Origin of the sequence: Streptomyces sp. NPDC058308 (genome assembly GCF_042880275.1) — a bacterium.
Classification (GTDB): Bacteria; Actinomycetota; Actinomycetes; order Streptomycetales; family Streptomycetaceae; genus Streptomyces.
Map to the genome: position 1 here is coordinate 351,826 of NZ_JBHVZA010000002.1, position 25,292 is coordinate 377,117.

21 protein-coding genes are annotated in these 25,292 nt (G+C 70.4%); 2 read left to right on the top strand and 19 right to left on the bottom strand.

From position 1 onward, the window contains the following. Positions 1-8: 8 nt before the first annotated feature. The 5 genes from ACFVYL_RS04190 to ACFVYL_RS04210 form a co-directional block, all read right to left on the bottom strand. Positions 9-1,595, bottom strand: coding sequence for a Na+/H+ antiporter (locus ACFVYL_RS04190; protein WP_389712757.1), 1,587 nt, complete (start codon positions 1,593-1,595; stop codon positions 9-11). A gap of 113 nt (positions 1,596-1,708) precedes the next feature. Continuing rightward, positions 1,709-2,200: a GNAT family N-acetyltransferase gene (locus tag ACFVYL_RS04195; RefSeq protein WP_389712758.1), complete on the bottom strand. Its 492-nt coding sequence runs from the start codon at positions 2,198-2,200 to the stop codon at positions 1,709-1,711. After that, entirely contained in the window at positions 2,197-3,138 is a 942-nt protein-coding gene (locus ACFVYL_RS04200) for an RluA family pseudouridine synthase (RefSeq protein WP_389712759.1), read from the bottom strand. Before ACFVYL_RS04200 ends, ACFVYL_RS04195 begins: the two co-directional genes overlap by 4 nt. Positions 3,139-3,219: 81 nt before the next feature. Next, positions 3,220-3,843: a signal peptidase II gene (gene lspA, locus ACFVYL_RS04205; protein ID WP_389712760.1), complete on the bottom strand. Its 624-nt coding sequence runs from the start codon at positions 3,841-3,843 to the stop codon at positions 3,220-3,222. A 78-nt stretch (positions 3,844-3,921) separates the two neighbouring features. Continuing rightward, positions 3,922-4,929, bottom strand: coding sequence for a TraR/DksA family transcriptional regulator (locus tag ACFVYL_RS04210; RefSeq protein ID WP_389712761.1), 1,008 nt, complete (start codon positions 4,927-4,929; stop codon positions 3,922-3,924). A 306-nt stretch (positions 4,930-5,235) separates the two neighbouring features. Here ACFVYL_RS04210 and ACFVYL_RS04215 point away from each other — a divergent pair, with 306 nt between their 5' ends. Both ACFVYL_RS04215 and ileS read left to right on the top strand, forming a co-directional pair. After that, the gene (locus tag ACFVYL_RS04215) at positions 5,236-5,427 is read left to right on the top strand and encodes a DUF1059 domain-containing protein (protein WP_016643644.1); all 192 of its coding nucleotides are present in this window, start codon (positions 5,236-5,238) and stop codon (positions 5,425-5,427) included. Positions 5,428-5,806: 379 nt separating this feature from the next. After that, positions 5,807-8,953, top strand: a complete 3,147-nt coding sequence (ileS, locus tag ACFVYL_RS04220) for an isoleucine--tRNA ligase (protein ID WP_389712762.1) — start codon at positions 5,807-5,809, stop codon at positions 8,951-8,953. Between the two features lie 232 nt (positions 8,954-9,185). Here the strand turns inward: ileS and ACFVYL_RS04225 are convergent, their stop codons facing one another. The 14 genes from ACFVYL_RS04225 to ACFVYL_RS04290 form a co-directional block, all read right to left on the bottom strand. Then, positions 9,186-10,283: a DivIVA domain-containing protein gene (locus tag ACFVYL_RS04225; RefSeq protein WP_389712763.1), complete on the bottom strand. Its 1,098-nt coding sequence runs from the start codon at positions 10,281-10,283 to the stop codon at positions 9,186-9,188. A gap of 55 nt (positions 10,284-10,338) precedes the next feature. Further along, on the bottom strand, positions 10,339-10,623 hold the full coding sequence (locus tag ACFVYL_RS04230; RefSeq protein WP_150166801.1) for a YggT family protein: 285 nt from the start codon (positions 10,621-10,623) through the stop codon (positions 10,339-10,341). A gap of 80 nt (positions 10,624-10,703) precedes the next feature. Further along, complete coding sequence (locus ACFVYL_RS04235) at positions 10,704-11,339, bottom strand: cell division protein SepF (protein ID WP_361729959.1); 636 nt, start codon at positions 11,337-11,339, stop codon at positions 10,704-10,706. Between the two features lie 124 nt (positions 11,340-11,463). Further along, positions 11,464-12,183 (bottom strand): YggS family pyridoxal phosphate-dependent enzyme, encoded by a 720-nt coding sequence (locus ACFVYL_RS04240; RefSeq protein ID WP_389712764.1) that lies wholly within the window; start codon positions 12,181-12,183, stop codon positions 11,464-11,466. Positions 12,184-12,189: 6 nt separating this feature from the next. Then, on the bottom strand, positions 12,190-12,921 hold the full coding sequence (gene pgeF, locus ACFVYL_RS04245) for a peptidoglycan editing factor PgeF (protein ID WP_389712765.1): 732 nt from the start codon (positions 12,919-12,921) through the stop codon (positions 12,190-12,192). Continuing rightward, complete coding sequence (gene ftsZ / locus ACFVYL_RS04250) at positions 12,918-14,156, bottom strand: cell division protein FtsZ (protein ID WP_389712766.1); 1,239 nt, start codon at positions 14,154-14,156, stop codon at positions 12,918-12,920. Before ftsZ ends, pgeF begins: the two co-directional genes overlap by 4 nt. A gap of 275 nt (positions 14,157-14,431) precedes the next feature. Continuing rightward, entirely contained in the window at positions 14,432-15,223 is a 792-nt protein-coding gene (locus tag ACFVYL_RS04255) for a cell division protein FtsQ/DivIB (protein WP_389712767.1), read from the bottom strand. 14 nt (positions 15,224-15,237) lie between these two features. Continuing rightward, a complete protein-coding gene (gene murG / locus ACFVYL_RS04260) occupies positions 15,238-16,332 on the bottom strand; it encodes an undecaprenyldiphospho-muramoylpentapeptide beta-N-acetylglucosaminyltransferase (protein ID WP_389712768.1) in 1,095 nt (364 codons plus the stop codon). A gap of 6 nt (positions 16,333-16,338) precedes the next feature. Further along, the gene (ftsW, locus tag ACFVYL_RS04265) at positions 16,339-17,649 is read right to left on the bottom strand and encodes a putative lipid II flippase FtsW (RefSeq protein ID WP_389712769.1); all 1,311 of its coding nucleotides are present in this window, start codon (positions 17,647-17,649) and stop codon (positions 16,339-16,341) included. A 49-nt stretch (positions 17,650-17,698) separates the two neighbouring features. Continuing rightward, complete coding sequence (gene murD, locus ACFVYL_RS04270; RefSeq protein WP_389712770.1) at positions 17,699-19,147, bottom strand: UDP-N-acetylmuramoyl-L-alanine--D-glutamate ligase; 1,449 nt, start codon at positions 19,145-19,147, stop codon at positions 17,699-17,701. Then, a complete protein-coding gene (gene mraY / locus ACFVYL_RS04275) occupies positions 19,129-20,199 on the bottom strand; it encodes a phospho-N-acetylmuramoyl-pentapeptide-transferase (protein ID WP_389712771.1) in 1,071 nt (356 codons plus the stop codon). Before mraY ends, murD begins: the two co-directional genes overlap by 19 nt. Continuing rightward, complete coding sequence (murF, locus tag ACFVYL_RS04280) at positions 20,196-21,611, bottom strand: UDP-N-acetylmuramoyl-tripeptide--D-alanyl-D-alanine ligase (RefSeq protein WP_389712772.1); 1,416 nt, start codon at positions 21,609-21,611, stop codon at positions 20,196-20,198. The genes mraY and murF overlap by 4 nt, the downstream gene beginning before the upstream one ends. A 4-nt stretch (positions 21,612-21,615) precedes the next feature. Then, positions 21,616-23,304: a UDP-N-acetylmuramoyl-L-alanyl-D-glutamate--2,6-diaminopimelate ligase gene (locus ACFVYL_RS04285; protein ID WP_389712773.1), complete on the bottom strand. Its 1,689-nt coding sequence runs from the start codon at positions 23,302-23,304 to the stop codon at positions 21,616-21,618. A gap of 27 nt (positions 23,305-23,331) precedes the next feature. Beyond that, on the bottom strand, positions 23,332-25,290 hold the full coding sequence (locus tag ACFVYL_RS04290) for a peptidoglycan D,D-transpeptidase FtsI family protein (RefSeq protein ID WP_389712774.1): 1,959 nt from the start codon (positions 25,288-25,290) through the stop codon (positions 23,332-23,334). Positions 25,291-25,292 lie beyond the last annotated feature (2 nt).

Sequence of the window (25,292 nt, forward strand, 5' to 3'; positions counted from 1 at the left end):
CCCGCCGCTCACCGCAGGCTGCGTACGTCGAGGTGGCGCAGGACCCGGTCGACGACCTCGGGGTCGGCGCCGGGTTCGCTGCGCGCCGAGAGGACCTCGTGGCGGGCGGCCGACATCATCTCGCGCTGGATGCGCTGGACCGCCTTCAGCCGGTCGACGCGCTTGGCGTACCGTGCGCGCCGCTCGTCGTCGAGGAGATCCGGGCTGATCCTGGCGCCGATGTCGAGCGCGCCGCGCTGCAGCCGCTCGGAGAGGTCCTCCGGGAGCTCCTCGACGTCCTCGATCTCCTTGAGGCGCCGTTTGGCGGCCTTGGCCGCGCGGAGCGCGAGCGTGCGTTCCAGCTCGCGCTCCGCGCCGGCGTCGGCCTGCACGTTGAGCTTGCGCACCAGCCAGGGCAGCGTGAGCCCCTGAACGACGAGGGTCGCCATGATCACGCAGAACGCGATGAAGATGATCTCCTCACGGGCGGGGAACGGAGACCCGTCGTCCGTCTTGAGCGGGATGGCGAGCGCGAGCGCGACCGATGCCACTCCGCGCATCCCCGACCACCACATGACGACGGTCTCGCGCCAGGTGGTCGGGATCTCCTCGTCGACGTCCCGCCGCTTGTGCAGCCGCTTGGCCAGCCAGGTCGCGGGCAGCAGCCAGAGCAGTCGTACGCCGACCACGACGGCGACGATCGCCGCGCCCCAGCCGTACATCTGCCACTGGTGGCCCTTCGCGATGCCGAAGACGTTGTGCAGTTCGAGGCCGATGAGCCCGAACGCGATTCCCGTGACCAGGGTGTCGACGATCTGCCAGAAGGTCTGCCCGGTGATCCGCCCGAGCACGTCGTCGGCGTCGACGGCGTTCTCCGCGAGGTAGAGCGCGGTGGTCAGGACGGCGAGCACGCCGGAGCCGAGCAGCTCCTCGGCGAGCACATAGCTGACGAACGGCACGAGGAGCGTCAGGCCGGTCTGCAGGGTGGCGTCGCCGAGCAGCCCCATGAGCTTGTTGGTGAGCCAGCCGAGCACGAGGCCGACGGCGACGGCGACCACGCCGGACAGCACCAGCAGGCCCGCGGCGGACGGCAGGGAGAAGGTGCCGCTCATCGCCGCCGCGATCGCCACGTGGTAGAGCACGATGGCCGTGACGTCGTTGAAGAGCCCCTCGCCCTCCAGGATCGACACGAGCCTGCGCGGCAGCCCGAGGGATCCGGCGACCGCCGTCGCGGCGACGGGGTCGGGCGGCGCCACCAGCGCCCCCAGCGCCACGGCCGCCGCGATCGGCAGCCCCGGCACTATGGCGTTGGCCATCGCGGCGACCGCCGCCGTGGTGACGAAGACCAGCGCCACGGCGAGCAGGAGGATGGGCCGGATGTTGGCCGTGAACTGCCGCCAGGAGGTGCGCTGCACGGAGGCGTAGAGCAGCGGCGGCAGCACCAGCGGCAGGATGAAGTCGGGCGGGATCTCGACGTTGGGCACGAACGGCAGCAGTGCCATGCCGATCCCCGCCAGCGTCATCAGGACCGGCGCGGGCAGTCCGAGCCGGTCGCCCAGCGGCACGGTGATGACGGCACCGAGCAGCAGGATGAGCACCAGTGCCAGTTGATCCACGGGTTGCGCCCTCCGGCGGTCGAGACTTGAACGATCAAGACCTCAACCCTGCCACGCCTTCCCCGCCAACCGGATCAATGCCTGTCGTCGTCCTGTACGCGGCGGCGCCGGCGCTAGACAGGGCCCTGGCTCACCAGCGGCTTGCGCATGGCCCGGTGCGGGATGCCCGCGTCGGGGAACTCCGGCCCGTACACCTCGTAGCCGAGGCGCTCGTAGAAGCCCAGGGCGTGGGTCTGCGCGTGCAGGTCCACGGCGGTCAGGCCGCGCGCGCGTGCCGCGTCCTCGATGGCCCGGACCAGGCAGGCCCCGACGCCGAGTCCGCGCGCGGCCCGCGTCACCGCGAGCCGGCCGAGCGCGCCCACCGTGGCGTCCCCGCCGTTCTTCACGGCGGCGGCGGCGCCGGTCAGGAGCCGGCCCGTGCCCACGGGGACACCGTCCTCACGCACGGCCAGGACGTGCACCGCCCCCGCGTCGTACGCGTCGTACTCCAGCTCTTCCGGCACCTGCTGCTCGGCCACGAAGACGTCCTTGCGGACCGCGAAACAGGACTCCAGGTCGTCGGTGCTCTCCGCGACCCGGATCGTCACGCCGGTCACACCGGTCACGAGCTCTCCGCCCGCACCCGGTCGAGCGCCTGCTGCAGGTCGTCGGGGTACTGGCTCTCGAACTCCACCCACTGGCCGTCGCCCGGGTGCTCGAAGCCGAGCCGGACGGCGTGCAGCCACTGGCGCGTGAGGCCGAGGCGCTTGGCGAGCGTCGGGTCCGCGCCGTACGTCAGGTCGCCCACGCAGGGGTGGCGGTGCGCCGCCATGTGCACGCGGATCTGGTGCGTGCGGCCCGTCTCCAGCTTGATGTCGAGCAGCGAGGCCGCCCGGAACGCCTCGATGAGGTCGTAGTGCGTGACGGAGGGCTTGCCCTCGGCCGTGACCGCCCACTTGTAGTCGTGGTTCGGGTGGCGGCCGATGGGGGCGTCGATGGTGCCGCTCATCGGGTCGGGGTGGCCCTGCACCAGCGCGTTGTAGCGCTTGTCGACCGTGCGCTCCTTGAACTGACGCTTCAGCGAGGTGTACGCGCGCTCCGACTTGGCGACCGCCATCAGGCCGGACGTGCCCACGTCCAGACGGTGCACGATGCCCTGGCGCTCGGCGGCACCGGAGGTGGAGATGCGGTAACCGGCTGCCGCGAGGCCGCCGATCACGGTCGTCCCGGTCCAGCCCGGGCTCGGGTGCGCGGCGACGCCGACGGGCTTGACGATCACGACGATGTCGTCGTCGTCATGCACGATCTCCATGCCCTCGACGGGCTCGGCGACGATCTGCACCGGAGCGGGCGCCTGCGGCATCTCCACTTCCAGCCAGGCGCCGCCGTGCACCCGCTCGGACTTGCCGACCACCGAGCCGTCGACCGAGACCTTCCCCGCCGCGGCGAGCTCGGCGGCCTTCGTACGGGAGAACCCGAACATGCGCGAGATGGCGGCGTCGACGCGCTCGCCTTCCAGGCCGTCCGGCACGGGCAGGGTTCGGATCTCGGGAATCGTGCTCACCCATTGAGTATGCAGGAGCGCACCGACACTCCCGCACCACAGGCTCCCGCAGGGGGCCCGGACTCCGGGCGCCCCAAGGGATCAGTCCTTGTGGACGGTGCCGTCCGGGTCGAGGCCGCGGAAGGAGAGCAGCACGATCAGGAAGCCGCCGCAGACGATCGCCGAGTCCGCGAGGTTGAAGACCGCGAAGCCCTTCGGGGCGATGAAGTCGACCACCGCACCCTCGAAGACGCCGGGCGCCCGGAACAGGCGGTCGGTGAGGTTGCCCAGCGCGCCGCCGAGCAGCAGGCCGAGCGCGATGGCCCACGGCAGGCTGTACAGCTTGCGGGCGAGGCGGGCGATGACCACGATGACCGCCGCCGCGATACAGGTGAAGATCACCGTGAAGGCCTCGCCGAAGCCGAAGGCGGCGCCGGCGTTCCGGATGGCGGAGAGGCGCAGCCAGTCGCCGACGAGCTCGATCGGCTCGTGGTGCTCCAGCTTCGCCACCACGATCATCTTGCTGATCAGGTCCAGGGCGTACGCGAAGACGGCCACCGCGAAGAGCACGGCGATCCTGCGCCCGCCCTTGGCCTGCTGCCCGTCCTGATCCGCGACGGCACCGGACTCGCCGGGCTTCTCCGCCGCCGCCCCGGAGTCCTCCGGCTCCGCCCCTGCCGCCTCAGGAATGTCCGGCGTACCGATGATGCGCTCCGCCTCTGCCACGTGAGTCCCTCAACCTAGGTACCTGACTGGGGACGAGGGTACGGCACACGTGTACGCCTCCCGGCGCCCAGGCTGTGCTCAGTAGCGCCGTTCCTCCTTCTGCTTGCACTCCACGCACAGCGTCGCGCGCGGGAACGCCTGCATCCGCGCCTTGCCGATCGGATTGCCGCAGTTCTCGCAGAGACCGTACGTCCCCGCGTCCAGGCGCTCCAGGGCGCGCTCGGTCTGCAGGAGCATCTCGCGCGCGTTGGCGGCCAGCGCCATCTCGTGCTCCCGCGTGATGTTCTTCGTGCCGGTGTCCGCGTCGTCGTCGCCCGCACCGTCTCCGGAGTCCCGCATCAGCCCGGCGAGGGAGTCCTCGGAGGCCACGATCTCGCTGCGCAGCCGCAGCACCTCGCTCTGGAGTTCGGTCCGGGCCTCCGCGACCTCCGCGGGGGTCCAGGGGTCCTCGCCGGGCCGCACCGCGAGCTCGCCCGGCGCCGCCGCGTCCGCCCGTGCCTTGGGCACCGCCGTCGGCGTCTTCGCTGCTGTCGCCGTGCCCGGAGTCTTCTTCGCAACCACCGTCGTGGCTCCCGTCGTCTCCGCGGCCTCAGCCGCATCCTCGGCCGCGGACGCGGCCGTCTCCTTGGCCGTGCTCTTCTTGGCCGTGCTCTTCTTGGCCGTGCTCTTCTTCGCCGCGCTCTTCCTGGGGGCCGCCTTCTTGGCCGGGGCGGCCTTCTTGGCAGCGCTCTGAGAGGCCGCGTCGGCGACCTCGGTGTCCACCGCCTCGGCAGCAGCCTCGTGGGCGGCGGCCTTCTTGGCAGTGGTCTTCTTGGTGCTGGTCTTCTTGGCAGTCGCTTTCTTGGCGGTGGTCTTCTTGGCCGGTGGCTTCTTCGCCGCCGCCTTCTTCGCCGCGGCCTTCTTCCCCGCGCCTTCGGGTGCTGCCTCCGCCTCCCCCGCGTCCGCCTTCCCGACGGCCTTCGCCGCCTTCGCCGCCTTCGCCCCGTGCGTGCTCTTCTTTCCGCTCACATCCTTGGCCGTCGCCGCGGCCGCGCCTGTGGATCTGCCGGACGCCGACTGCTGTACGGCGGTCTTCTTCGCCACCATGGCCGCGGCCCCTTCACATATTGTGATCTTGCTCGCGAATCGTGCTGGGACGATAAATCGACTCCAGGCCCGCGGCAACGGGGCACGCCGCCCGATCCGCCCGCCCCGCGGCCACCGCGCGACGAGCATGCATGCGTCTTTCCCAGCTCCCGGCCCGGTAATCCGCCGGGCACGGCGGGCCAGGATCCCGACGCTCCGCATGTCGCCATTCGGGTCAGTCCCCCGTGGCCCCGACGGCACCGGATATGAGCCCGCTCCGAGGCCCGAAACCGGCATAAAATGGTGCGTAATCAAAGAAGGTGCATCATGCGCAAGACAGCCGACTGCCGAGAATTCCCGAGCGAGACCCACTGCACCCTCGCCATCTCCGGAGAAGAGGAGGAAGTGGTCCGCGCCGCCAGCGAGCACGCCGTGTCCGTGCACGGGCACACCGACAGCCCGGAACTGCGGAAGATGGTCCGCGACTCCCTCCGGGACGAGGTCCCCCAGCACGCCTGAGAGCCTGTGTCATATCCCCAGACGACCGGGCCGGGCCCGGATAACCGGTCGGCCGCGTCCGCCCCGGCCCCGTACACTGGGCCCAGCGAGAAGCGTGGATGGGGACGAGTAGCGGCGTACGCGGCCATGAGCGACCCGGGGACGGTGTGAGCCCGGGGGCCAGCGCGACGTGAAGATCACCCCGGAGCCGCCGGAAGAACCACCCGCGGCGGGCCTCGGCCCGGAGCGGACCAGTAGACCCGGCTTCGCAACCCCAATGAGGGGGCTTTCCCGTGCGCCACCCGCGCAGCAGGAAGGCCAAGGAGGGTGGTACCGCGGGAGCGCGACAAGTGGCTCTCGTCCCTCCGACGGAACGGAATCGTCCGCCGGAGGAAGCGCGTTGAACACGCAACCGCAGTACCGCCAGGTGCCCGCCCAGGTCGACCTGCCCGCCCTTGAGCACGCCGTGCTCGACTTCTGGCGCGAGCAGAAGATCTTCGCCAAGAGCCTCGAGCAGTCCGAGGGCCGCCCCGAATGGGTGTTCTACGAGGGACCGCCGACCGCCAACGGCATGCCGGGCGCCCACCACATCGAGGCCCGCGTCTTCAAGGACGTCTTCCCGCGCTTCCGCACCATGCGGGGCTACCACGTCGCCCGCAAGGCCGGCTGGGACTGCCACGGCCTCCCGGTCGAGCTCGCGGTCGAGAAGGAGCTCGGGTTCAACGGCAAGAAGGACATCGAGGCGTACGGCATCGCCGAGTTCAACGCCAAGTGCCGCGAGTCCGTGACCCGGCACACCGACGCCTTCGCCGACCTCACGACCCGCATGGGCTACTGGGTCGACCTCGACGACGCATACCGGACGATGAACCCGGAGTACGTCGATTCGGTCTGGTGGTCCCTGAAGGAGATCTTCAACAAGGACCTCCTCGTCCAGGACCACCGCGTCGCCCCCTGGTGCCCGCGCTGCGGCACGGGCCTCTCCGACCACGAGCTCGCGCAGGGCTACGAGACGGTCGTCGACCCTTCCGTCTACGTCCGTTTCCCGCTCACCGGCGGCCCGCTGGCGGACGAGGCGGCCCTCCTGGTGTGGACGACCACTCCGTGGACCCTCGTCTCCAACACCGCGGTCGCCGCGCACCCCGACGTCACGTACGTCGTCGCGACGAACGGTGAAGAGAAGCTGGTCGTCGCCCAGCCACTCGTCGAGAAGGCACTCGGCGAGGGCTGGGAGGTCACCGGCCAGACGTTCACCGGCGCCGAGATGGAGCGCTGGACCTACCAGCGCCCCTTCGACCTCGTGGAGTTCCCCGCCCCCGCGCACTACGTCGTCAACGCCGACTACGTCACCACCGAGGACGGCACCGGCCTCGTCCACCAGTCCCCCGCCTTCGGTGAGGACGACCTCAAGGTCTGCCGCTCGTACGGCCTGCCGGTGGTGAACCCGGTCCGCCCGGACGGCACCTTCGAAGAGGACGTCCCCCTCGTGGGCGGTGTCTTCTTCAAGAAGGCCGACGAAACGCTCACCAAGGACCTCGACGACCGCGGCCTGCTCTTCCGGCACATCGCGTACGAGCACAGCTACCCGCACTGCTGGCGCTGCCACACGGCGCTCCTCTACTACGCGCAGCCCTCCTGGTACATCCGCACCACGGCCATCAAGGACCGCCTCCTCCAGGAGAACGAGAAGACCAACTGGTTCCCGGACTCGGTCAAGCACGGCCGCTTCGGCGACTGGCTGACCAACAACGTCGACTGGGCGCTCTCCCGCAACCGTTACTGGGGCACCCCGCTGCCCATCTGGCGCTGCGAGGAGGACCACCTCACCTGCGTCGGCTCGCGCGCCGAGCTCTCCGACCTGACGGGCACCGACCAGTCGGACCTCGACCCGCACCGCCCGTTCATCGACGAGGTCACCTTCACCTGCCCGCAGGAGGGCTGCGGATCGACGGCCACGCGCGTGCCGGAGGTCATCGACGCCTGGTACGACTCGGGCTCGATGCCGTTCGCGCAGTGGGGCTACCCGTACAAGAACAAGGAGCTCTTCGAGAGCCGCTACCCGGCGCAGTTCATCTCGGAGGCCATCGACCAGACGCGCGGCTGGTTCTACACGCTGATGGCGGTGGGCACCCTCGTCTTCGACAAGTCGTCCTACGAGAACGTGGTCTGCCTTGGCCACATCCTCGCCGAGGACGGCCGCAAGATGTCCAAGCACCTGGGCAACATCCTCCAGCCCATCCCGCTCATGGACCAGCACGGCGCCGACGCCGTGCGCTGGTTCATGGCAGCCGGCGGCTCCCCCTGGGCGGCCCGGCGCGTGGGCCACGGCACCATCCAGGAGGTCGTCCGCAAGACGCTCCTCACGTACTGGAACACGGTCGCCTTCCAGGCGCTGTACGCCCGTACCGCCGAGTGGGCGCCCAGCGAAGCCGACCCGGCGCCCGCCGACCGCCCGCTCCTGGACCGCTGGCTGCTCAGCGAGCTGCACGCACTGACCGACCAGGTCACCCAGGCCCTGGAGAGCTACGACACCCAGCGCGCGGGCAAGCTCCTTTCGGTCTTCGTGGACAACCTCTCCAACTGGTACGTCCGCCGCTCGCGCCGCCGCTTCTGGCAGGGCGACAAGGCGGCGCTGCGCACCCTGCACGAGGTCGTCGAGACGGTCACGCGCCTGATGGCCCCGCTGACGCCGTTCATCACGGAGCGTGTCTGGCAGGACCTGATCGTGCCCGTCACCCCGGATGCCCCGGAGTCGGTGCACCTGACCTCGTGGCCCGAGGCCGACCTCTCGGCGATCGACCCCGAGCTCTCCAAGCAAATGCTCCTCGTACGCCGCCTGGTCGAGCTCGGCCGTGCCACGCGCGCGGAGTCGGGCGTCAAGACCCGTCAGCCGCTGTCCCGCGCGCTCGTCGCCGCGAGCGGCTTCGAGACGCTCGGTCCCGAGCTGCGCGCGCAGATCACCGAGGAGCTCAACGTCTCCTCGCTGGCGTCACTCTCCGAAGTCGGCGGTTCCCTGGTGGACACGACCGCCAAGGCGAACTTCCGGGCCCTCGGCAAGCGCTTCGGCAAGGGCGTCCAAGCGGTCGCCAAGGCCGTCGCCGAGGCGGACGCGGCCGCGCTGTCCCTGGCCCTGCGCGAGGGCACGGCCTCCGTCGAGGTCGACGGCGAGACGGTGACGCTCGCCCCGGACGAGGTCATCATCACGGAGACCCCGCGCGAGGGCTGGTCGGTGGCGTCCGAGTCCGGTGCCACGGTCGCCCTGGACCTGGAGATCACCGAGGAGCTGCGCCGGGCGGGCCTGGCCCGTGACGCGATCCGGCTCATCCAGGAGGCCCGCAAGAACAGCGGCCTGGACGTCGCGGACCGGATCGTCCTGCGCTGGACCTCCCCGGACGCGGAGGTCGTCACGGCCCTGTCCGACCACTCCGGGCTCATCTCCGATGAAGTCCTCGCCACGGAGTTCGCCTCGGGTGAGGCGGACGACACGTTCGGGGAGCCGTTCACGGACGACTCCCTGAAGCTGACGTTCCGCCTCCGCAAGGCGTAAGCGCTCGCGCGACGGGCCCAGCGCTGCTCGCACGAAAGCCCGTACGAAGGCCCCCGTAAAAAGGCCCGGCCCCGCCAAAGATCTTGGCGGGGCCGGGCCTTCGGCGTTGCGTACCCACGTACAGATGAACGTTTCTGCACCCATGCGCCGGGCGCACAAAGGGCCGGGCCCCCGGAAAGATCCGGGGGCCCGGCCCTGAACGCTGCCGACGCCTATGGCGTGCTCACGCCCGTCAGTTGTCGTCCTCGTCGATGAGGAAGCCGCGCATCGGCGACGGGGCCTGCTGCATCGGCTGCTGGCCCTGCGGCCGCACCGGCGCCATCGGCTGGGTCATCGCCGGGGACATCTGCTGCTGGCCACCGCCGTAGGACGGGCCGCCGCCCTGCTGGTTGCCGCCCATCGACTGGTTGCCGCCGTAGGACGGGGCACCCGCACCGGCCGGAGCCATCGACGGCGCCGGGGACGGCGGCAGCGAGGCGGTGGCCGGAGTGCGCGGCGGAGCCAGCGAGTCGTCGGCCTGGGTCTCCAGCTGGCGCAGCTGCGACTCCAGGTAGGACTTCAGACGCGTGCGGTACTCGCGCTCGAAGCCACGCAGGTCCTCGACCTTGCGCTCCAGCGTGGCGCGAGCGGACTCCAGGGAGCCCATCGCGACGCGGTGCTTCTCCTGCGCGTCCCGCTCCAGGGCGTCGGCCTTGGCACGGGCGTCGCGCTCGAGGCCCTCGGCGCGCGAGCGCGCCTCACCGACGATCTTGTTGGCCTCGGAACGGGCCTCCGCGATCGCCTGGTCAGCGGTCTGCTGCGCGAGGGAGAGGACACGGGCGGCGCTGTCGCCACCGGGGCCCTGACCGGGCTGCGGCATCTGCGGACCGTGGCCGCCCATGGGACCGCCCATGGGGCCGCCCATCGGACCCTGACCCATCGGTCCTGGACCCTGCGGACCGCCCTGCGGGCCGTGCCCGCTGGGGCCTGCGGGCAGCTGCGGCGCACCGCCCGGCAGCTGCGGCGGGCCGCCCATGGGGCCGCCCATCTGCTGCTGCTGCGGCGGGACCGGCTGCGGACCAGATATTGCGGCAGGCACGGGGGCACCCGGACCGCGCTGGTCCTGGGGCCCGTCGGGACCCTTGCGCATTCCGCCCTGCTGCTGGTTCTGCGCGGCGGCACGGGTGGCCGCGGCGAGCTTGGCGCGCAGGTCCTCGTTCTCGCGGAGCAGGCGGGTCAGTTCGGCTTCGACCTCATCGAGGAAGGCATCGACCTCGTCCTCGTCATAGCCTTCTCGGAGGCGGACGGTCGTGAACTGTTTGTTCCGCACGTCCTCGGGGGTCAACGGCATCTCTTCACCTCAACGTAGTCGTCGGCATTCGGCAAGACCGTATTAGACATCGCACTCACAGCTGACTCACGATGTGGATCAGGATGTAGACGATGATCATCAGTACGAAGAAGGACAGGTCGAGCGCCACGCCCCCGAGACGCAGCGGCGGAATGAACCGCCGCAGAAGCTTGAGCGGTGGATCAGTGACAGTGTAGGTGGCCTCCAGAACGACCACCATCGGCTTGCCGGGTTGCCATGAGCGGGCGAACTGGAAGACGTAGTCCATGACCAGCCGGAAGATCAGCACGATGAGGAAGCACATCAGCGCGATGTAAAGCACCTGCACGACCACGCTCATGTTCGCGGTTCCCTCTCCCCTGTTACTCGTACTTCGTCGTTCCGGTACTGCGTCTACGGCAACTACTGCATCACTGCGTCTCAGCTCTGGTTGAAGAACCCGCCCTCTGCGATGCGAGCCTTGTCCTCCGCCGTTACATCGACGTTAGCAGGCGACAACAGGAACACCTTCTGCGTCACTCGTTCAATGCTGCCATGCAGACCGAAGACCAGACCGGCCGCAAAGTCGACAAGTCGCTTCGCGTCCGTGTCGTCCATCTCGGTCAGATTCATGATCACCGGAGTGCCTTCACGGAAGTGTTCCCCGATGGTACGGGCCTCGTTGTAGGTCCGCGGGTGCAATGTGGTGATGCGGTAAGGCTCCCGCTCGGACACGACCTTGGGCATGATCACCGGCGCGTTCTTCTCCAGGCTCTGGCGTTCAGGTGTGATGGATGCCACGGGGGCGATTCGTGCCGGACGTCCGGATTCCGCGGCTAGCGAAGCGGAATGGGGCGCCGGTTCACGCTGGGCGGGTGGCTGCACCACTCGTACCGATTCGTCCCGTTGCGACTGGTGGGACTGGTGCGACTGATGCGACGGTTCGTGCCTTCTGCGGTCGCGCTCGGGCTCCGGCTCGGGCTCGAACTCGTCATCGGGGTCGAACCCCGGACCGTCGTACCCATCGTCCTCCACGAGGCCGAGGTAGACCGCCATCTTGCGCATCGCGCCGGCCATGCTCTGAGTCCTCCGCTCTGTGGTGGATCGGCTGTCGTCACCAACTGCCCGCGATCCACGAGGCCTCCCCGCCCAACAGCGAGAATGACCATATTTTCTGCTGTGGTCCGACTTCTTGGCGACGTTACCCGAGCCCGGGTCGGACTCCGAGTACCGCCGTACCGACGCGCACATGTGTCGCCCCGGCCGAAACGGCCTGCTCGAGGTCCGCACTCATCCCTGCCGACACCATGTTCGCAGCAGGATGAGCCGCGCGCATGAGGGTTGAGAATTCCATCAACCGCTCGAACGCCGCCTGTTGCCGCCCCGCATACGGCCCGGTGAGCGGCGCGACGGTCATCAGACCATCGAGCCGCAGTCCCGGCGCCCCGGCCACGAGACCGGCCAACTCCTCGATTCCGCCGGGGCCCACGCCCCCGCGCTCGCCCCTGCCGTTCTCCTCGGCGTCGAGCGCCACCTGGATGAGGCACCCCAGCTCGCGCTCCGCACCCGCGGCGGCCGCCGAGAGAGCTGTGACGAGCTTGGGACGATCCACCGACTGCACCAGATCGGCATAACCGACCACGGAACGCACCTTGTTGGTCTGCAATTGACCGACGAAGTGCCACGTCAGGGGAAGATCCGCGCATTCCGCCGCCTTCGGCGCCGCGTCCTGGTCGCGGTTCTCCGCGACGTGCCGCACGCCGAGTTCGGACAGGATCCGCACATCGCTCGCGGGATAGGTCTTCGTGACCACGATGAGGGTCACTTCTTCCCGCTTGCGCCCGGCCGCCGCGCACGCCGCGGCGATGCGCTCCTCGACCTTCGCCAGATTTGCCGCGAGTTGAGACTTACGCTCCGTCATGCCCTATCAGTCCAGCCAGACATAGCCCGCGAGACGACCGGTGGTCCGGTCGCGGCGGTACGAGAAGTGGTCACCGGATTCCAGGGTGCACACCGGCGACCGCTCCCGGTCGCGCACCCCGAGCCGCTCCAGCTGGGCGTGCACCCCGGCGCTCACGTCGACCGCGGGCGTGCCCCAGCTCGTTTCGGCGTACGCCGTGGGTTCGACGGCGGCGACATCGGCGCGCATCGCTTCCGGCACTTCGTAGCAGCGCCCGCAGACCGCGGGTCCGGTGCGGGCGACGATGCGGCCGGCGTCCGCGCCGAGCCGCACCATGGCCTCGACGGCGGCGGGAACGACCCCCGCCAGCATGCCGGGCCGGCCCGCGTGCGCCGCGGCCACCACCCCCGCCACCGGATCGGCGAGCAGGACGGGCGTGCAGTCGGCGGTGAGGACCGCGAGGGCGAGACCCTCGCGGGCGGTCACCACCGCGTCGACGGCCGGGATCTCGGCGTCGGCGCCCCAGGGCCCGTCGACCACCGCGACGTCGCGGCCGTGCACCTGGCGCATCCAGACCACCCGGTCCGGGTCGATGTCGAGGGACTTGGCGGCGAGGGCGCGGTTGGTGCGCACGGCCTCCGGGTCGTCGCCGACCGCGCCGCCGAGGTTGAGCTCTTCGTACGGAACGGCGCTCACCCCGCCCCACCTGTCGGTGAAGGCGAAGTGCGCGCCGCTCGCGGTGCTGTGCTCGCTTATCACTTCAAGAAGTCCGGCACGTCCAGCTCTTCGGCCTGGCTGTCCTGGTAGGGACGGGCCGGCGGAACCTGCGGCGGGGCCGAGGGCGCGGAGGGCGTCTCGCTCACCGGGGCCGACTCGGCCGGCTCCGGGGTCGAGGGCTCATCGCGCGAAGTGACGCTGCCGAGGCCGCCGAAGGACGGGCGGGACGATTCAGCGGGACGGGACGGCGCCGGGGACGGCGCCGCGGGCTCCTCGCGCTTGGCGGAGCCGGATGCCGAGCCGAGGACGGTGTCCCGCTTGGACGGTGGCTGTCCGCCGTCGAAGCCCGCCGCGATGACGGTCACCCTGACCTCGTCGCCCAGGGCGTCGTCGATGACGGCGCCGAAGATGATGTTGGCCTCGGGGTGCGCGGCCTCGCTGACCAGCTGGGCCGCTTCGTTGATCTCGAAGAGGCCGAGGTCGGACCCGCCGGAGATGGAGAGCAGCACGCCGCGGGCGCCGTCGATGGACGCCTCGAGCAGCGGCGAGGAGATCGCCATCTCGGCGGCGGCCACCGCGCGGTCGTCGCCGCGGGCCGAGCCGATGCCCATGAGCGCCGAACCGGCCTCGGACATGACCGACTTGACGTCGGCGAAGTCGAGGTTGATCAGGCCGGGCGTGGTGATGAGGTCGGTGATGCCCTGGACACCGGAGAGCAGGACCTGGTCCGCCGACTTGAAGGCGTCGAGGACGGAGACCTGGCGGTCCGAGATGGACAGGAGCCGGTCGTTGGGGATGACGATGAGGGTGTCGACCTCTTCGCGCAGCTCCGCGATGCCGTCCTCGGCCTGGTTGGCGCGACGACGGCCCTCGAAGGTGAACGGCCGGGTGACCACACCGATGGTGAGGGCGCCGAGCGAGCGCGCGATGTTGGCGACGACGGGTGCGCCGCCGGTGCCGGTGCCACCGCCTTCGCCGGCGGTGACGAAGACCATGTCGGCCCCCTTGAGGACCTCCTCGATCTCCTCGCGGTGGTCCTCTGCGGCCTTGCGGCCGACGGCCGGATTGGCGCCGGCGCCGAGGCCGCGGGTGAGTTCACGGCCGACGTCGAGCTTGACGTCGGCGTCGCTCATCAACAGGGCTTGCGCGTCGGTGTTGATGGCGATGAACTCGACGCCCTTGAGACCGACCTCGATCATCCGGTTGATGGCATTGACACCACCGCCGCCGACACCGATGACTTTGATGACTGCGAGGTAGTTCTGCGGTGCTGCCACGTCGAAGGCCTCTCGCCTCGAGTTACGTGTCGCCGTTTCGCATCGATGCGAGGCGGCGACTGATGCCGAATGGGACGGTCCGAACGCCGACCCGAACCCTAACGCTGAAGTTTAGGGTTACCAGTGTGTCTGTTCCCTGGACTCTTCCGAACAGGACACTAAGTCGACAAGTGGCGCACGTTCAACGAACACGCCGAACCTCCCGTTTTTCTTTTCACCCTATGTGATCAGCCGTAGCGCTGCCGAACCAGGGTGCTGGCCTGCGTGGATATGCGTCAACTCGCCGCTGACGCGGGGGCGGTGGGGACACTCACATCGAAGTGCCCTGCCTTGGGCGCCGCTTTCATGAGCGCGGTGAGGGTCCGGGCTTTCGTGTGCCCCTCCTCGCCACTGCCCCAGTCGACGGTGCGGCCGCCGCTCAACTCCAGCGAGATGGAGTCGAACGAGCGGACCTTGACGTTCCGGGTATCGCGGGCGACCGCTTCGGGCAGGTCACCGGCGACCCGCACCGCTTCGCGCAGCAGCCGGCCGGTGCCGAAGCGGCGCAGGCTCGCGGCGCCGCTCTCCCGGTCCGGCGCCAATTCGAAGCGCGGCACCGCCTTCGGCGCCTGCTCGACCGTGGCGAATCGCACTCCTTTGGCGTCCACTTCGACGAACTTTCCGCCCTTTTCGATGAGCAGAACCGGCTTACGTTCCGTCACTTCGAGTCGGATTCCGTGCGGCCAGGACCGGACGACGTCAACCGCGTCAATTCGGGGCAATTTCGAGCGCAGCCGGTCTTCGAGAGCCGCCGTATCGACCGAAATCAGTGGTGCTCCGAGGGGGGCGTCCGCCGCCTCCCGCACCTCTCGCGGCGTCAGCACCCGGGTGCCCGACGTCTGCACGCGCTCCAGCCGGAGCCACTGCGAGCCGTAGAGCACCCAGACGCCACCGGCGCCGAGCAGCACGACGAGGACCAGAATGACAATCAGAGTGCGCGAACGCGGCAGCCTGACGCGGCGGACGCGCGGCGGGCGGGCCGGGCCGGACTTCTTCTGCTGCCGTTCGGCGGTGGTCGGTCCGGCCACGGTCCCCTGCCTTCTCACGCGTTGCGGCGTGACGCAATCGCCTCGTACACCATGCCGACGAGCAGCTCGTCGGCGTCCCTGCGGCCGAACTCCGAGGCGGCGCGGGACATCTCGTACAGCCGGTGCGGATCGGCAAGCACGGGCAGGACATTGGCCTGGACCCACTCGGGGGTCAGTTCCGCGTCGTCGACAAGCAGTCCGCCGCCCGCCTTGACCACCGGCTGGGCGTTCAGCCGCTGTTCGCCGTTGCCGATCGGCAACGGGACGTACGCGGCGGGCAGCCCGACGGCGGAGAGTTCGGCCACGGTCATCGCGCCCGCGCGGCAGAGCATCATGTCCGCCGCGGCGTACGCGAGGTCCATCCGGTCCACGTACGGTACCGGGATGTACGGGGGCATCCCCGGCATCTGCTGCACCTGCGGCAATTCGTTCTTCGGGCCGACCGCGTGCAGGATCTGGATGCCCGCGCGCTGCAGGACCGGAGCGGCCTGCTGGACGACCTCGTTGAGCCGCCGGGCGCCCTGCGAGCCGCCGGAGACCAGCAGCGTCGGCAGGTTGGGGTCGAGACCGAAGGCGGCGCGCGCCTCCGGGCGGACCCGGGCCCGGTCGAGCGTGGCGATGGTGTGCCGCAACGGGATGCCGATGTAGCGGGAGTTGCGCAGCTTGCTGTCGGGGGTGGCGACGGCCACCCCGTGGGCGTACCGCGAGCCGATCTTGTTGGCGAGGCCGGGCCGCGCGTTGGCCTCGTGCACGACGATCGGCGTCCCGGTCCGCTTGGCCGCGAGGTAGCCCGGCAGGGCGACATAGCCGCCGAAGCCGACCACGCAGTCCGCCTTGGTGCGCTCCAGGATCTGCTCGGCCGCCTTGATGGTGCCGCGCAGCCGCCCCGGGACGGTGATCAGCTCAGGGGTGGGCTTGCGCGGCAGGGGTACGGCCGGGATCAGCGCCAGTTCGTAGCCCCGCTCGGGTACGAGTCGGGTCTCGAGTCCGCGCTCCGTGCCCAGGGCCGTGATGCCCACGGTCGGGTCCTGCCTCCGCAGGGCGTCCGCGAGGGCGAGCGCGGGCTCGATGTGGCCGGCGGTCCCCCCACCGGCGAGTACGACATGCACCGAAATTCACCGCTCTCCGGACGAACGCGCCTTGACGCGCCGTCTCATCGTGTTCCATCTCACCCGAGGTTGCCGCATGGCCAGGGCCGCCTTCGCCGCGGGGTCCGATCGCGCGAAGGCGATGAGGAGTCCGATGGCGAACATGGTCGGCAGCAGGGCCGAACCCCCGTAGGAGAACAGCGGGAGCGGGACACCGGCGATCGGCAGCAGACCGAGCACCGCACCGACATTGATCACGGCCTGGGCCGTGATCCAGGTGGTCACGCCTCCCGCGGCATACCTCACGAAGGGGTCCTCCGTGCGTCCGGCCACGCGGATACCCGCATAGCCTAGAGCCGCGAACAGGGCGAGCACCGACAGTGTCCCTGCCAGGCCGAGTTCCTCCCCCGTGATGGCGAAGATGAAGTCGGTGTGCGGTTCGGGCAGTTGACCCCATTTTTCCACACTCGCGCCGAGCCCGGAACCGAAGAGTCCGCCGCTGGCCAGGGCATAGATCCCGTGCACGGCCTGCCAGCACTGGTCGCCGGGCCCGGGATCCGTGGCGCCGATGCAGGCGAGCCTGGCCATGCGGTTGGGGCTGGTCTTGATGAGAATCACACCGAGCACGGCCGCGATGCTGAGCACACCGGCGAAGAGCCGGGTGGGTGCGCCCGCGAGCCACAGCAGTCCGAAAAGGATCGCCGTGAGAATGATCGCCGTGCCCATGTCGCCGCCGAGCATGATGAGTCCGAGCAGCATGAAGGCGACCGGCACGAGCGGCACCAGCATGTGTTTCCACTGGGTCAGGAGCCGCTTGTCGTGCTTGCGTGCGAGCAGGTCGGCGCCCCACAGGACCAGGGCGAGCTTGCCGAACTCACTGGGCTGCAGCTGGAAGGGGCCGCCCAGGTAGATCCAGTTCTGGTTGCCGTTGACGCTGCGCCCTATCCCCGGGATCTGCACGAGGACCATCAGGAAGACGGTCACCGCGAGGATCGGGTAGGCGAGCGCCCGGTGCAGCTTGACGGGCATCCGCATGGCGATCAGCAGCAGGACCGTGCCGAGGACGGCGGCCACGAACTGCTTGCGGAAGAAGTACGAGGCGGGCAGGTTCAGCTGCAGCGCCTGGATCATCGAGGCCGAGTAGACCATCACCAGGCCGAGCACGGTGATCAGCAGGCTGCTGCCGAAGATCAGGTAGTACGCGGTGAGGGGCCGGTCCCACGCCCGGCGGGCCCGGGCGCGCAGCCGCCGGAGCCCGCTCTCGCCCGGAGGGTGGGAGGCTCCTCTGGCGCGTACCGGAGCCGGCCGTCTGGCGACCCGCACGGAAGACCTGGCCACGTTCCCCTCCCAAGGGTGTGCCCGGCGCCCCGCCGGGACAGGGGCCCGGTCAGGCGCGCGCGGAGCCGAGTCCGCGGACGGCGTCCGCGAACGCTTCCCCACGCTTGTTGTAGTTGGTGAACATGTCCATCGACGCACAGGCCGGAGCCATCAGCACGGTGTCCCCCGGCTGAGCCAGCTCCGCCGCCCGCCGTACCGCCTCGGACATCGCCCCAGTGTCGGTCCGGTCGAGGTCGACGACCGGGACCTCGGGGGCGTGTCGCGCGAGGGCTTCGCGGATCAGCTCGCGGTCGGCGCCGATGAGGACGGCACCGCGCAGACGCTTCGCGGCGGCGCCCACGAGCTCGTCGAAGGTGGCCCCCTTGGCGAGGCCGCCGGCGATCCAGACGATCGACTCGTACGCCGCCAACGACGCCTGCGCGGCGTGGGTGTTGGTGGCCTTGGAGTCGTCGACGTAGGCCACGCCGTCGACGTCGGCGACGTGCTCGATGCGGTGGGCGTCCGGGCGGAAGGCGCGCAGCCCGTCGCGCACGGCCGTGGCCTCGACGCCGAAGGCGCGCGCGAGGGCCGCCGCGGCCAGCGCGTTGGCGATGTTGTGCGGCGCGGGCGGCTGGACGTCGGAGATCTCGGCGAGCTCCTGGGCCTGCTTCTGGCGGTCCGGCACGAAGGCACGGTCGACCAGGATGCCGTCCACGACGCCCAGTTGCGAGGGCGCGGGCGCGTTCAGCGTGAAACCGATGGCGCGGCAGCCCTCTTCGACGTCGGCCTCGCGGACCAGGTCCTCGGTGGACGGCTTGTCGCGGGCGTCGGCGTTGTAGACGCAGGCGACCTGATTGCCCTCGTAGACACGGCCCTTGTCGGCGGCGTACGCCGCCATGGAGCCGTGCCAGTCGAGGTGGTCGGGTGCGAGGTTCAGGACGGCCGCGGAGTGGGCGCGCAGCGAGGGCGCCCAGTGCAGCTGGTACGAGGAGAGCTCGACGGCGAACACGTCGTACGCCTCGTCGCCCTCAAGGACCACGTCCACGATCGGGGTGCCGATGTTGCCGACGGCGGCCGTGCGCAGGCCCGCCGCGTGCAGGATCGAGGCGAGCATCTGCGTGGTCGTGGTCTTGCCGTTGGTGCCCGTGACGGCGAGCCAGGGGGCCGCGTCGGGCCCGCGCAGGCGCCAGGCGACCTCGACGTCGCCGATGACGTCCACGCCCGCCTGGGCGGCCGCGGCGAACAGCGGCGACGACGGCTGCCAGCCCGGCGAGGTGACCACCAGGTCGGTGCCCTCGGGCAGCGTCTCGGCGTCTCCCAGGCGTACGGAGACACCCGTGCTCTCCAGAGAGGCGGCACGCTCCTGATGCGCCTGCCCGGAGCCGCCGTCCACGACGGTCACCGACGCGCCGAGGCCGGCCAGGGCGCGGGCGGCACTGATGCCGCTCACGCCGAGACCGGCGACGGTGATGTTCTTGCCCTGCCAGTCGGACGCAGAGGTCACTTTTCGGCTGCCCATCCCGCGTAGAAGAGACCGAGGCCGACGATCACGCACATGCCCTGGATGATCCAGAAGCGGACCACCACAAGGACCTCGGACCACCCCTTGAGTTCGAAGTGGTGCTGCAGCGGAGCCATCTTGAAGACCCGCTTGCCGGTCAGCTTGAAGGAGCCGACCTGGATCACGACGGACATGGTGATCAGGACGAAGAGGCCGCCGAGGAGCGCGATGAGGAGCTCCGTGCGGGAGCAGATCGCGAGACCCGCGAGCGCGCCGCCGAGGGCGAGCGAGCCGGTGTCACCCATGAAGATCTTGGCGGGCGAGGTGTTCCACCACAGGAAGCCGAAGCAGGCGCCCATGAGCGCGGAGGCCACGACCGCGAGGTCGAGCGGGTCTCTGACCTCGAAGCAGGCCTGCGGGTTGGTCAGCGTGACCGCGTTGGCGCAGGACTCCTGGTACTGCCAGACACCGATGAAGGTGTAGGCGCCGAAGACCATCACGGAGGCGCCGGTGGCGAGACCGTCGAGGCCGTCGGTGAGGTTCACGCCGTTCGACATCGCGAGGATCATGAACAGCGCCCAGACCACGAAGAGCACCGGGCCGATCGACCAGCCGAAGTCCGTGACGAACGACAGCTTGGTGGAGGCCGGGGTCTGGTTGCGGTTGTCCGGCCAGTTCAGCGCGAGCACGGCGAAGCCGATGCCGACGATCAGCTGGCCGGCCATCTTCGCCTTGGCGCGCAGACCGAGCGAGCGCTGCTTGACGATCTTGATGTAGTCGTCGAGGAAGCCGACGAGGCCCATGCCCGCCATCAGGAAGAGCACCAGGAGGCCGGAGAGCGTGGTCTCCGTGCCGGTGATGACCTTCGTGAGGAAGTACGCGATGAGCGTGGCCAGGATGAAGGCGATACCGCCCATCGTCGGCGTACCGCGCTTGCTGTGGTGCTCGCGCGGGCCGTCGTCCCGGATGAACTGGCCATAGCCCTTGCGGGCCAGGAGCTTGATCAGCAGCGGGGTGCCGACCAGGGTCAGGAAGAGCCCGATCACACCCGCGAAGAGGATCTGCCTCATCGGCCGGAGACCTGCCCCTCAGAAGACACCGCGGTGTCGTCGAGCAGCGCCGTGGCGACCCGCTCGAGACCCACCGACCTGGACGCCTTCACCAGCACGACGTCTCCCGGGCGCAGCTCGCTGCGCAGCAGGTCGATCGCCGCCTGTGCGTCGGACACGTGCACCGACTCCTCACCCCACGAACCCTCGTTGTATGCGCCCAGTTGGAGCCAGGACGCTTCCCTGCCCCCGACTGCCACGAGCTTGCTCACGTTGAGCCGGACGGCAAGGCGTCCGACCGCGTCGTGCTCGGCGAGACCCTCGTCCCCGAGCTCGGCCATGTGACCGAGCACCGCCCACGTACGACGTCCCTTGCCCATGGCCGCGAGCGCGCGCAGGGCCGCTCGCATGGACTCGGGGTTCGCGTTGTAGGCGTCGTTGACGACCGTCACGCCGTCCGGGCGCTCGGTGACCTCCATCCGCCAGCGGGACAGCGTGCCCGCCTCGGAGAGCGCGAGGGCGATCTCGTCCACGGACATGCCCAGCTCATGGGCGACGGCGGCCGCGGCAAGCGCGTTCGACACGTGGTGCTCACCGTACAGCCGCAAGGTCACGTCGCTGCACCCGGAGGGTGTGTGCAGCGTAAAAGCGGGCTGTCCGTTCTCCGTGAGCCGGACATTTTCCGCGCGTACGTCGGCGTCGTCGGCCTCTCCGAAGAGCAGGACGCGGGCCTTCGTGCGCGAAGCCATCGCGCGGACGAGGGGGTCGTCGGCGTTGAGGACCGCGGCGCCGTCCGCGGGCAGCGACTCGACCAGCTCACCCTTCGCTTGTGCGATCTGCTCGCGGCCGCCGAACTCGCCGATGTGGGCGGTGCCGACGTTCAGGACGAGGCCGATCTTCGGCGGGGTGAGGCCGGTGAGGTACTGGATGTGGCCGATTCCGCGCGCCCCCATCTCCAGGACGAGGAACTTCGTCCCCTCGGTGGCGCTCAGCGCGGTCAGCGGCAGACCGATCTCGTTGTTGAACGAGCCGGGCGTGAAGACCGTGGGCGCCTTGCGCCGCAGCACCTGCGCGAGGAGGTCCTTGGAGCTGGTCTTGCCGACGGATCCGGTCAGCGCCACCAGGGTCGCGCCGAGCCGCTTCACCACGTGGCGGGCGAGGGCGCCGAGGGCCGCCTGGACGTCGTCGACGACGATGGCGGGCACGCCGACGGGCCGCGAGGCGAGCACGGCGACCGCGCCCGCGGCGACCACGTCGGCCGCGTAGTCGTGGCCGTCGACGCGCTCGCCGACGAAGGCGACGAAGAGGCTGCCGGGCTCCACCTCACGGGAGTCCCGGACGACGGGTCCGGTGACCTGGATGGCCGGATCCGGTATGTCGTACGTCTGCCCGCCGATGACGGTGGCGATCTCGGCGAGGGAGAGGGCGATCACAACTTCATCCCTGGGTTTGCTGGATAGCTTCGCGAAGCACCTGGCGGTCGTCGAAGGGACGCACCACCCCGGCGATGTCCTGTCCCTGCTCGTGGCCCTTGCCCGCGACGAGGACGGTGTCGCCCGGCCGCGCGCGGACGACGGCCGCGCGGATGGCGGCGGCCCGGTCCTCGAACACGGCGACGTCGCCGCGCTCGTGGGCCGGTACGTCGGCGGCGCCGGCGAGCATCGTGGCGAGGATCGCGAGGGGGTCCTCGCCACGGGGGTTGTCGGCGGTCAGTACGGCGGTGTCGGCGAGGCGGGCCGCGGCCGCGCCCATCGGCATCCGCTTGGTCTTGTCGCGGTCGCCGCCGCAGCCGAGCACGATGTGCAGCTTGCCCTCGGTGACCTTGCGCAGGGCGCGCAGGACCGATTCGACGGCGTCCGTCTTGTGGGCGTAGTCGACGACGGCGAGGTAGGGCTGGCCCGCGTCGATGCGCTCCAAGCGGCCGGGCACGCCGGGCACCGCGGCGACGCCGTCGGCGGCCTGCTGCGGGTCGATCCCCGCGACGGCCAGCGTGACGATCGCGGCGAGGGTGTTGGCGACGTTGAAGGGGCCCGCGAGCGGCGACTTGGCGGTGATCCGCTCGCCCCGGGGGCCGACCGCGACGAACGTCGAGTCGAGCGGACCGACCTCGACGTCCTCGGCGCGCCAGTCGGCGTCGGGGTGCCCCTCGGCGGAGAAGGTGGTGACGGGCACCTCCGACTCGGTGATGAGCCGGCGCCCGTACTCGTCGTCGAAGTTGACCACGCCGAGCCGGGAGCGCTGCTTGGTGAACAGCTGCGCCTTGGCCTGGAAGTAGTCCTCCATACCGGAGTGGAACTCCATGTGCTCCGGGCTGAGGTTGTTGAAGATGGCGACGTCGAAGACGCAGCCGTCCACCCGCCCAAGGACCAGTGCGTGGCTGGAGACCTCCATGGCGACCGCCTCGACGCCGCGCTCGCGCATCACCGCGAACAGCGCCTGCAGGTCGGTGGCTTCGGGGGTCGTGCGCTCCGACTTGATGCGCTCGTCACCGATGCGCATCTCGACCGTGCCGATGAGACCGGTCGAGCGGACGCCCTTGAGGCCGCCCTCGATCAGGTACGCGGTGGTGGTCTTGCCGGACGTGCCGGTGATACCGATCTGGAGCAGGTCGCGGCCGGGGTGGCCGTAGACCGTCGCGGCCAGTTCGCCCATGCAGGCGCGCGGGCTCTCGACGACCAGGACCGGCAGGCCGGTCGCCTCCGCGCGCTCGGCGCCGGTCGGGTCGGTGAGGATGGCCGCGGCGCCGAGGTCGGCGGCCTGGGCGACGAAGTCGGCGCCGTGCATGCGGGCGCCGGGCAGTGCGGCGTAGATGTCGCCGGGGCGCACCGCGCGGGAGTCGTGCGTGATGCCCGTGATCTCCGTGCTGTCGGCACGTGCCGGGGTGCCCGGGGTTCCCGGGTCCCCTGGTTCGGCGACGCCCAGCTGCGCTGCGAGCTCCGTCAGTGCGGCCGGGGAGACCTGGACGGGCCGCGGCGGTCCCGGATATGTCACGGGAGCGCCTTTCTGGGTGATTGGGGACTGATCAGCGTGTGGCACGGCGGTGAGCGTACCGGGCGCACCCCCCGTGGGGCGAAGTGAGGGGCGTGGCGCGGGGTGGTTCCCCGGGTCCGGGGTGATCGTTGTCACGGGCGGTTCCTGGTCGTTCTGGCGGTCTCAGGGCTTGAAGGTCACCGGGAGGCGGGCCGGGCCGCTTCCGGTGGGCGGGACTTGGAGCGTCTTGAGGGCGAACTCCATGACTTCCTTGTAGATGGGGCCGCAGATCTGGCCGCCGAAGTAACTGCCCTTGGTGGCGTTCTGGATCGCGCAGTAGACCGTGACGCGCGGCTTGTCGGCGGGCGCGAAACCGGCGAAGGACGAGGTGTAGCCCTTGTAGCGGCCGGTCGCAGGGTCGACCCGGTTGGCCGTACCGGTCTTGCCCGCGACGCGGTAGCCGGGGATGCGGGCCTTGGCCCCGGTGCCCTCTTCGTCGTCGACGACGGATTCGAGCATCTGCGACACGGTCTTCGCCGTCTTCTCGCTCACCACCCGGGTCTTCTTCGGCCTGGGCGCGGGCGTGAAGCGGCCGTCGGGGCCCTTGGTGCCGCGCACCAGCGAGGGTTCGATGCGTACGCCGCCGTTGGCGATGGTCGAGTAGACCGAGGCCGCCTGCATGGCGTTGATCGAGAAGCCCTGGCCGAACGGGATGGTGAACTGCTGCGAGGTGGACCACTTGTCGGCGGGCGCGAAGATGCCGGACGTCTCGCCGGGGAAACCGAGCCCGGTCTCCTTGCCGATGCCGAACTTGCGCAGATACGAGTAGAGGACCTGGTTGGCCTCCTTCTGCGTCCTGCCCAGCTCGCCGGTGGCGAGGATCGTGCCGATGTTGGAGGACTTGGCGAGCACGCCGTTGAGCGTCAGCTGCCAGGTCGGGTGGTCGATGTCGTCCTGGAAGAGCCGGTCGCCGCGGTGCAGCCGGTTGGGGACCGTGACGTGGGTGCCCGGGGTGGCCGCGTTCTCCTCAAGGACGGCGGCCATCGACATGACCTTGGCGGTGGAGCCGGGCTCGAAGGCGTCCTGCAGGGAGGCGTTGCCGAGCGCGGCGCCGTTGGCCTGGGAGAGGTCGTTCGGGTCGAAGCCGGGGGCGTTGGCCATCGCCAGGACCTCACCGGTCTGCGTGTCCTGCACTATCACGTAGCCGCGGTCGGCCCTGGACTTCCTGACCTGCTCGGTGATGGCGCTCTGCGCGGCCCACTGGATGTCGCGGTCGATGGTGAGCTCGACGTCGGAGCCGGGCACGGCGGGCGTCTCCGTGGAGCCCGCGGTGGGCACGCGGCGGCCGCCCGACTGGGCGTACTTGATCTTGCCGTCCTCGCCCGCGAGCTGCTTGTCGAGCTGCTGTTCCAGGCCGCCCGCGCCCTTGCCGTCGGCATTGACCCAGCCCAGTATCCCGGCGGCCAGTTCGTCGTTCGGGTAGACCCTCTTGCTGCTCGGGTCCGCGAGGACGCCGGCCAGCACATTCGGGGAGGCAGGATCGGCGGCGGCCCGCTCGGCGAGCGCGCCGCGCAGGTCCTTGATCTGCTTCCACACCTGGGGGGTCTGGCGGCGGGCGAGCAGCACGTACCGCGTGTCCGGCTTCTTGAGCTTCGCGGTCAGCTCGGCGGCGTCCTTGCCGAGGATCGGAGCGAGGAGCGCGGCCGCCTGTTCGGGCGCGTCCTTGGTCTTCATCTCCTTCGGCGTGAACAGCGTGGGGTCCGCCGTGATGTCGTACGCGTCCACGCTGGCGGCCAGTTCGACGCCGCCGCGGTCGGTGACGCGGCCGCGCTCGGCGGCCAGGGTGTGCGTGAAGTAGCGGTTCTTCTCGGCCTTGGCGGCGTACGCGCTCGCGTCGACCGCCTGCACCTGCAGCAGCCGTACGACGAAGGCCAGCATCACCAGGGTCAGGCCGAGGCTGACCATGCGTAGCCGGGGCCGGGGGCTGCCCAGGCGGATGGTGCGGCCCTTGCCCTTGGCCGCGGGGCGGCGGGTGCCGGGGCGGCCGCCCGGCGCGGGGCGGCGGGGTGCGCCGGGGCGTGCGGGGCGCACGGGCCTCGCGGGTCGTGGCACCCGGCGCCGCGGGGGTTCCCTGTCGGACACTT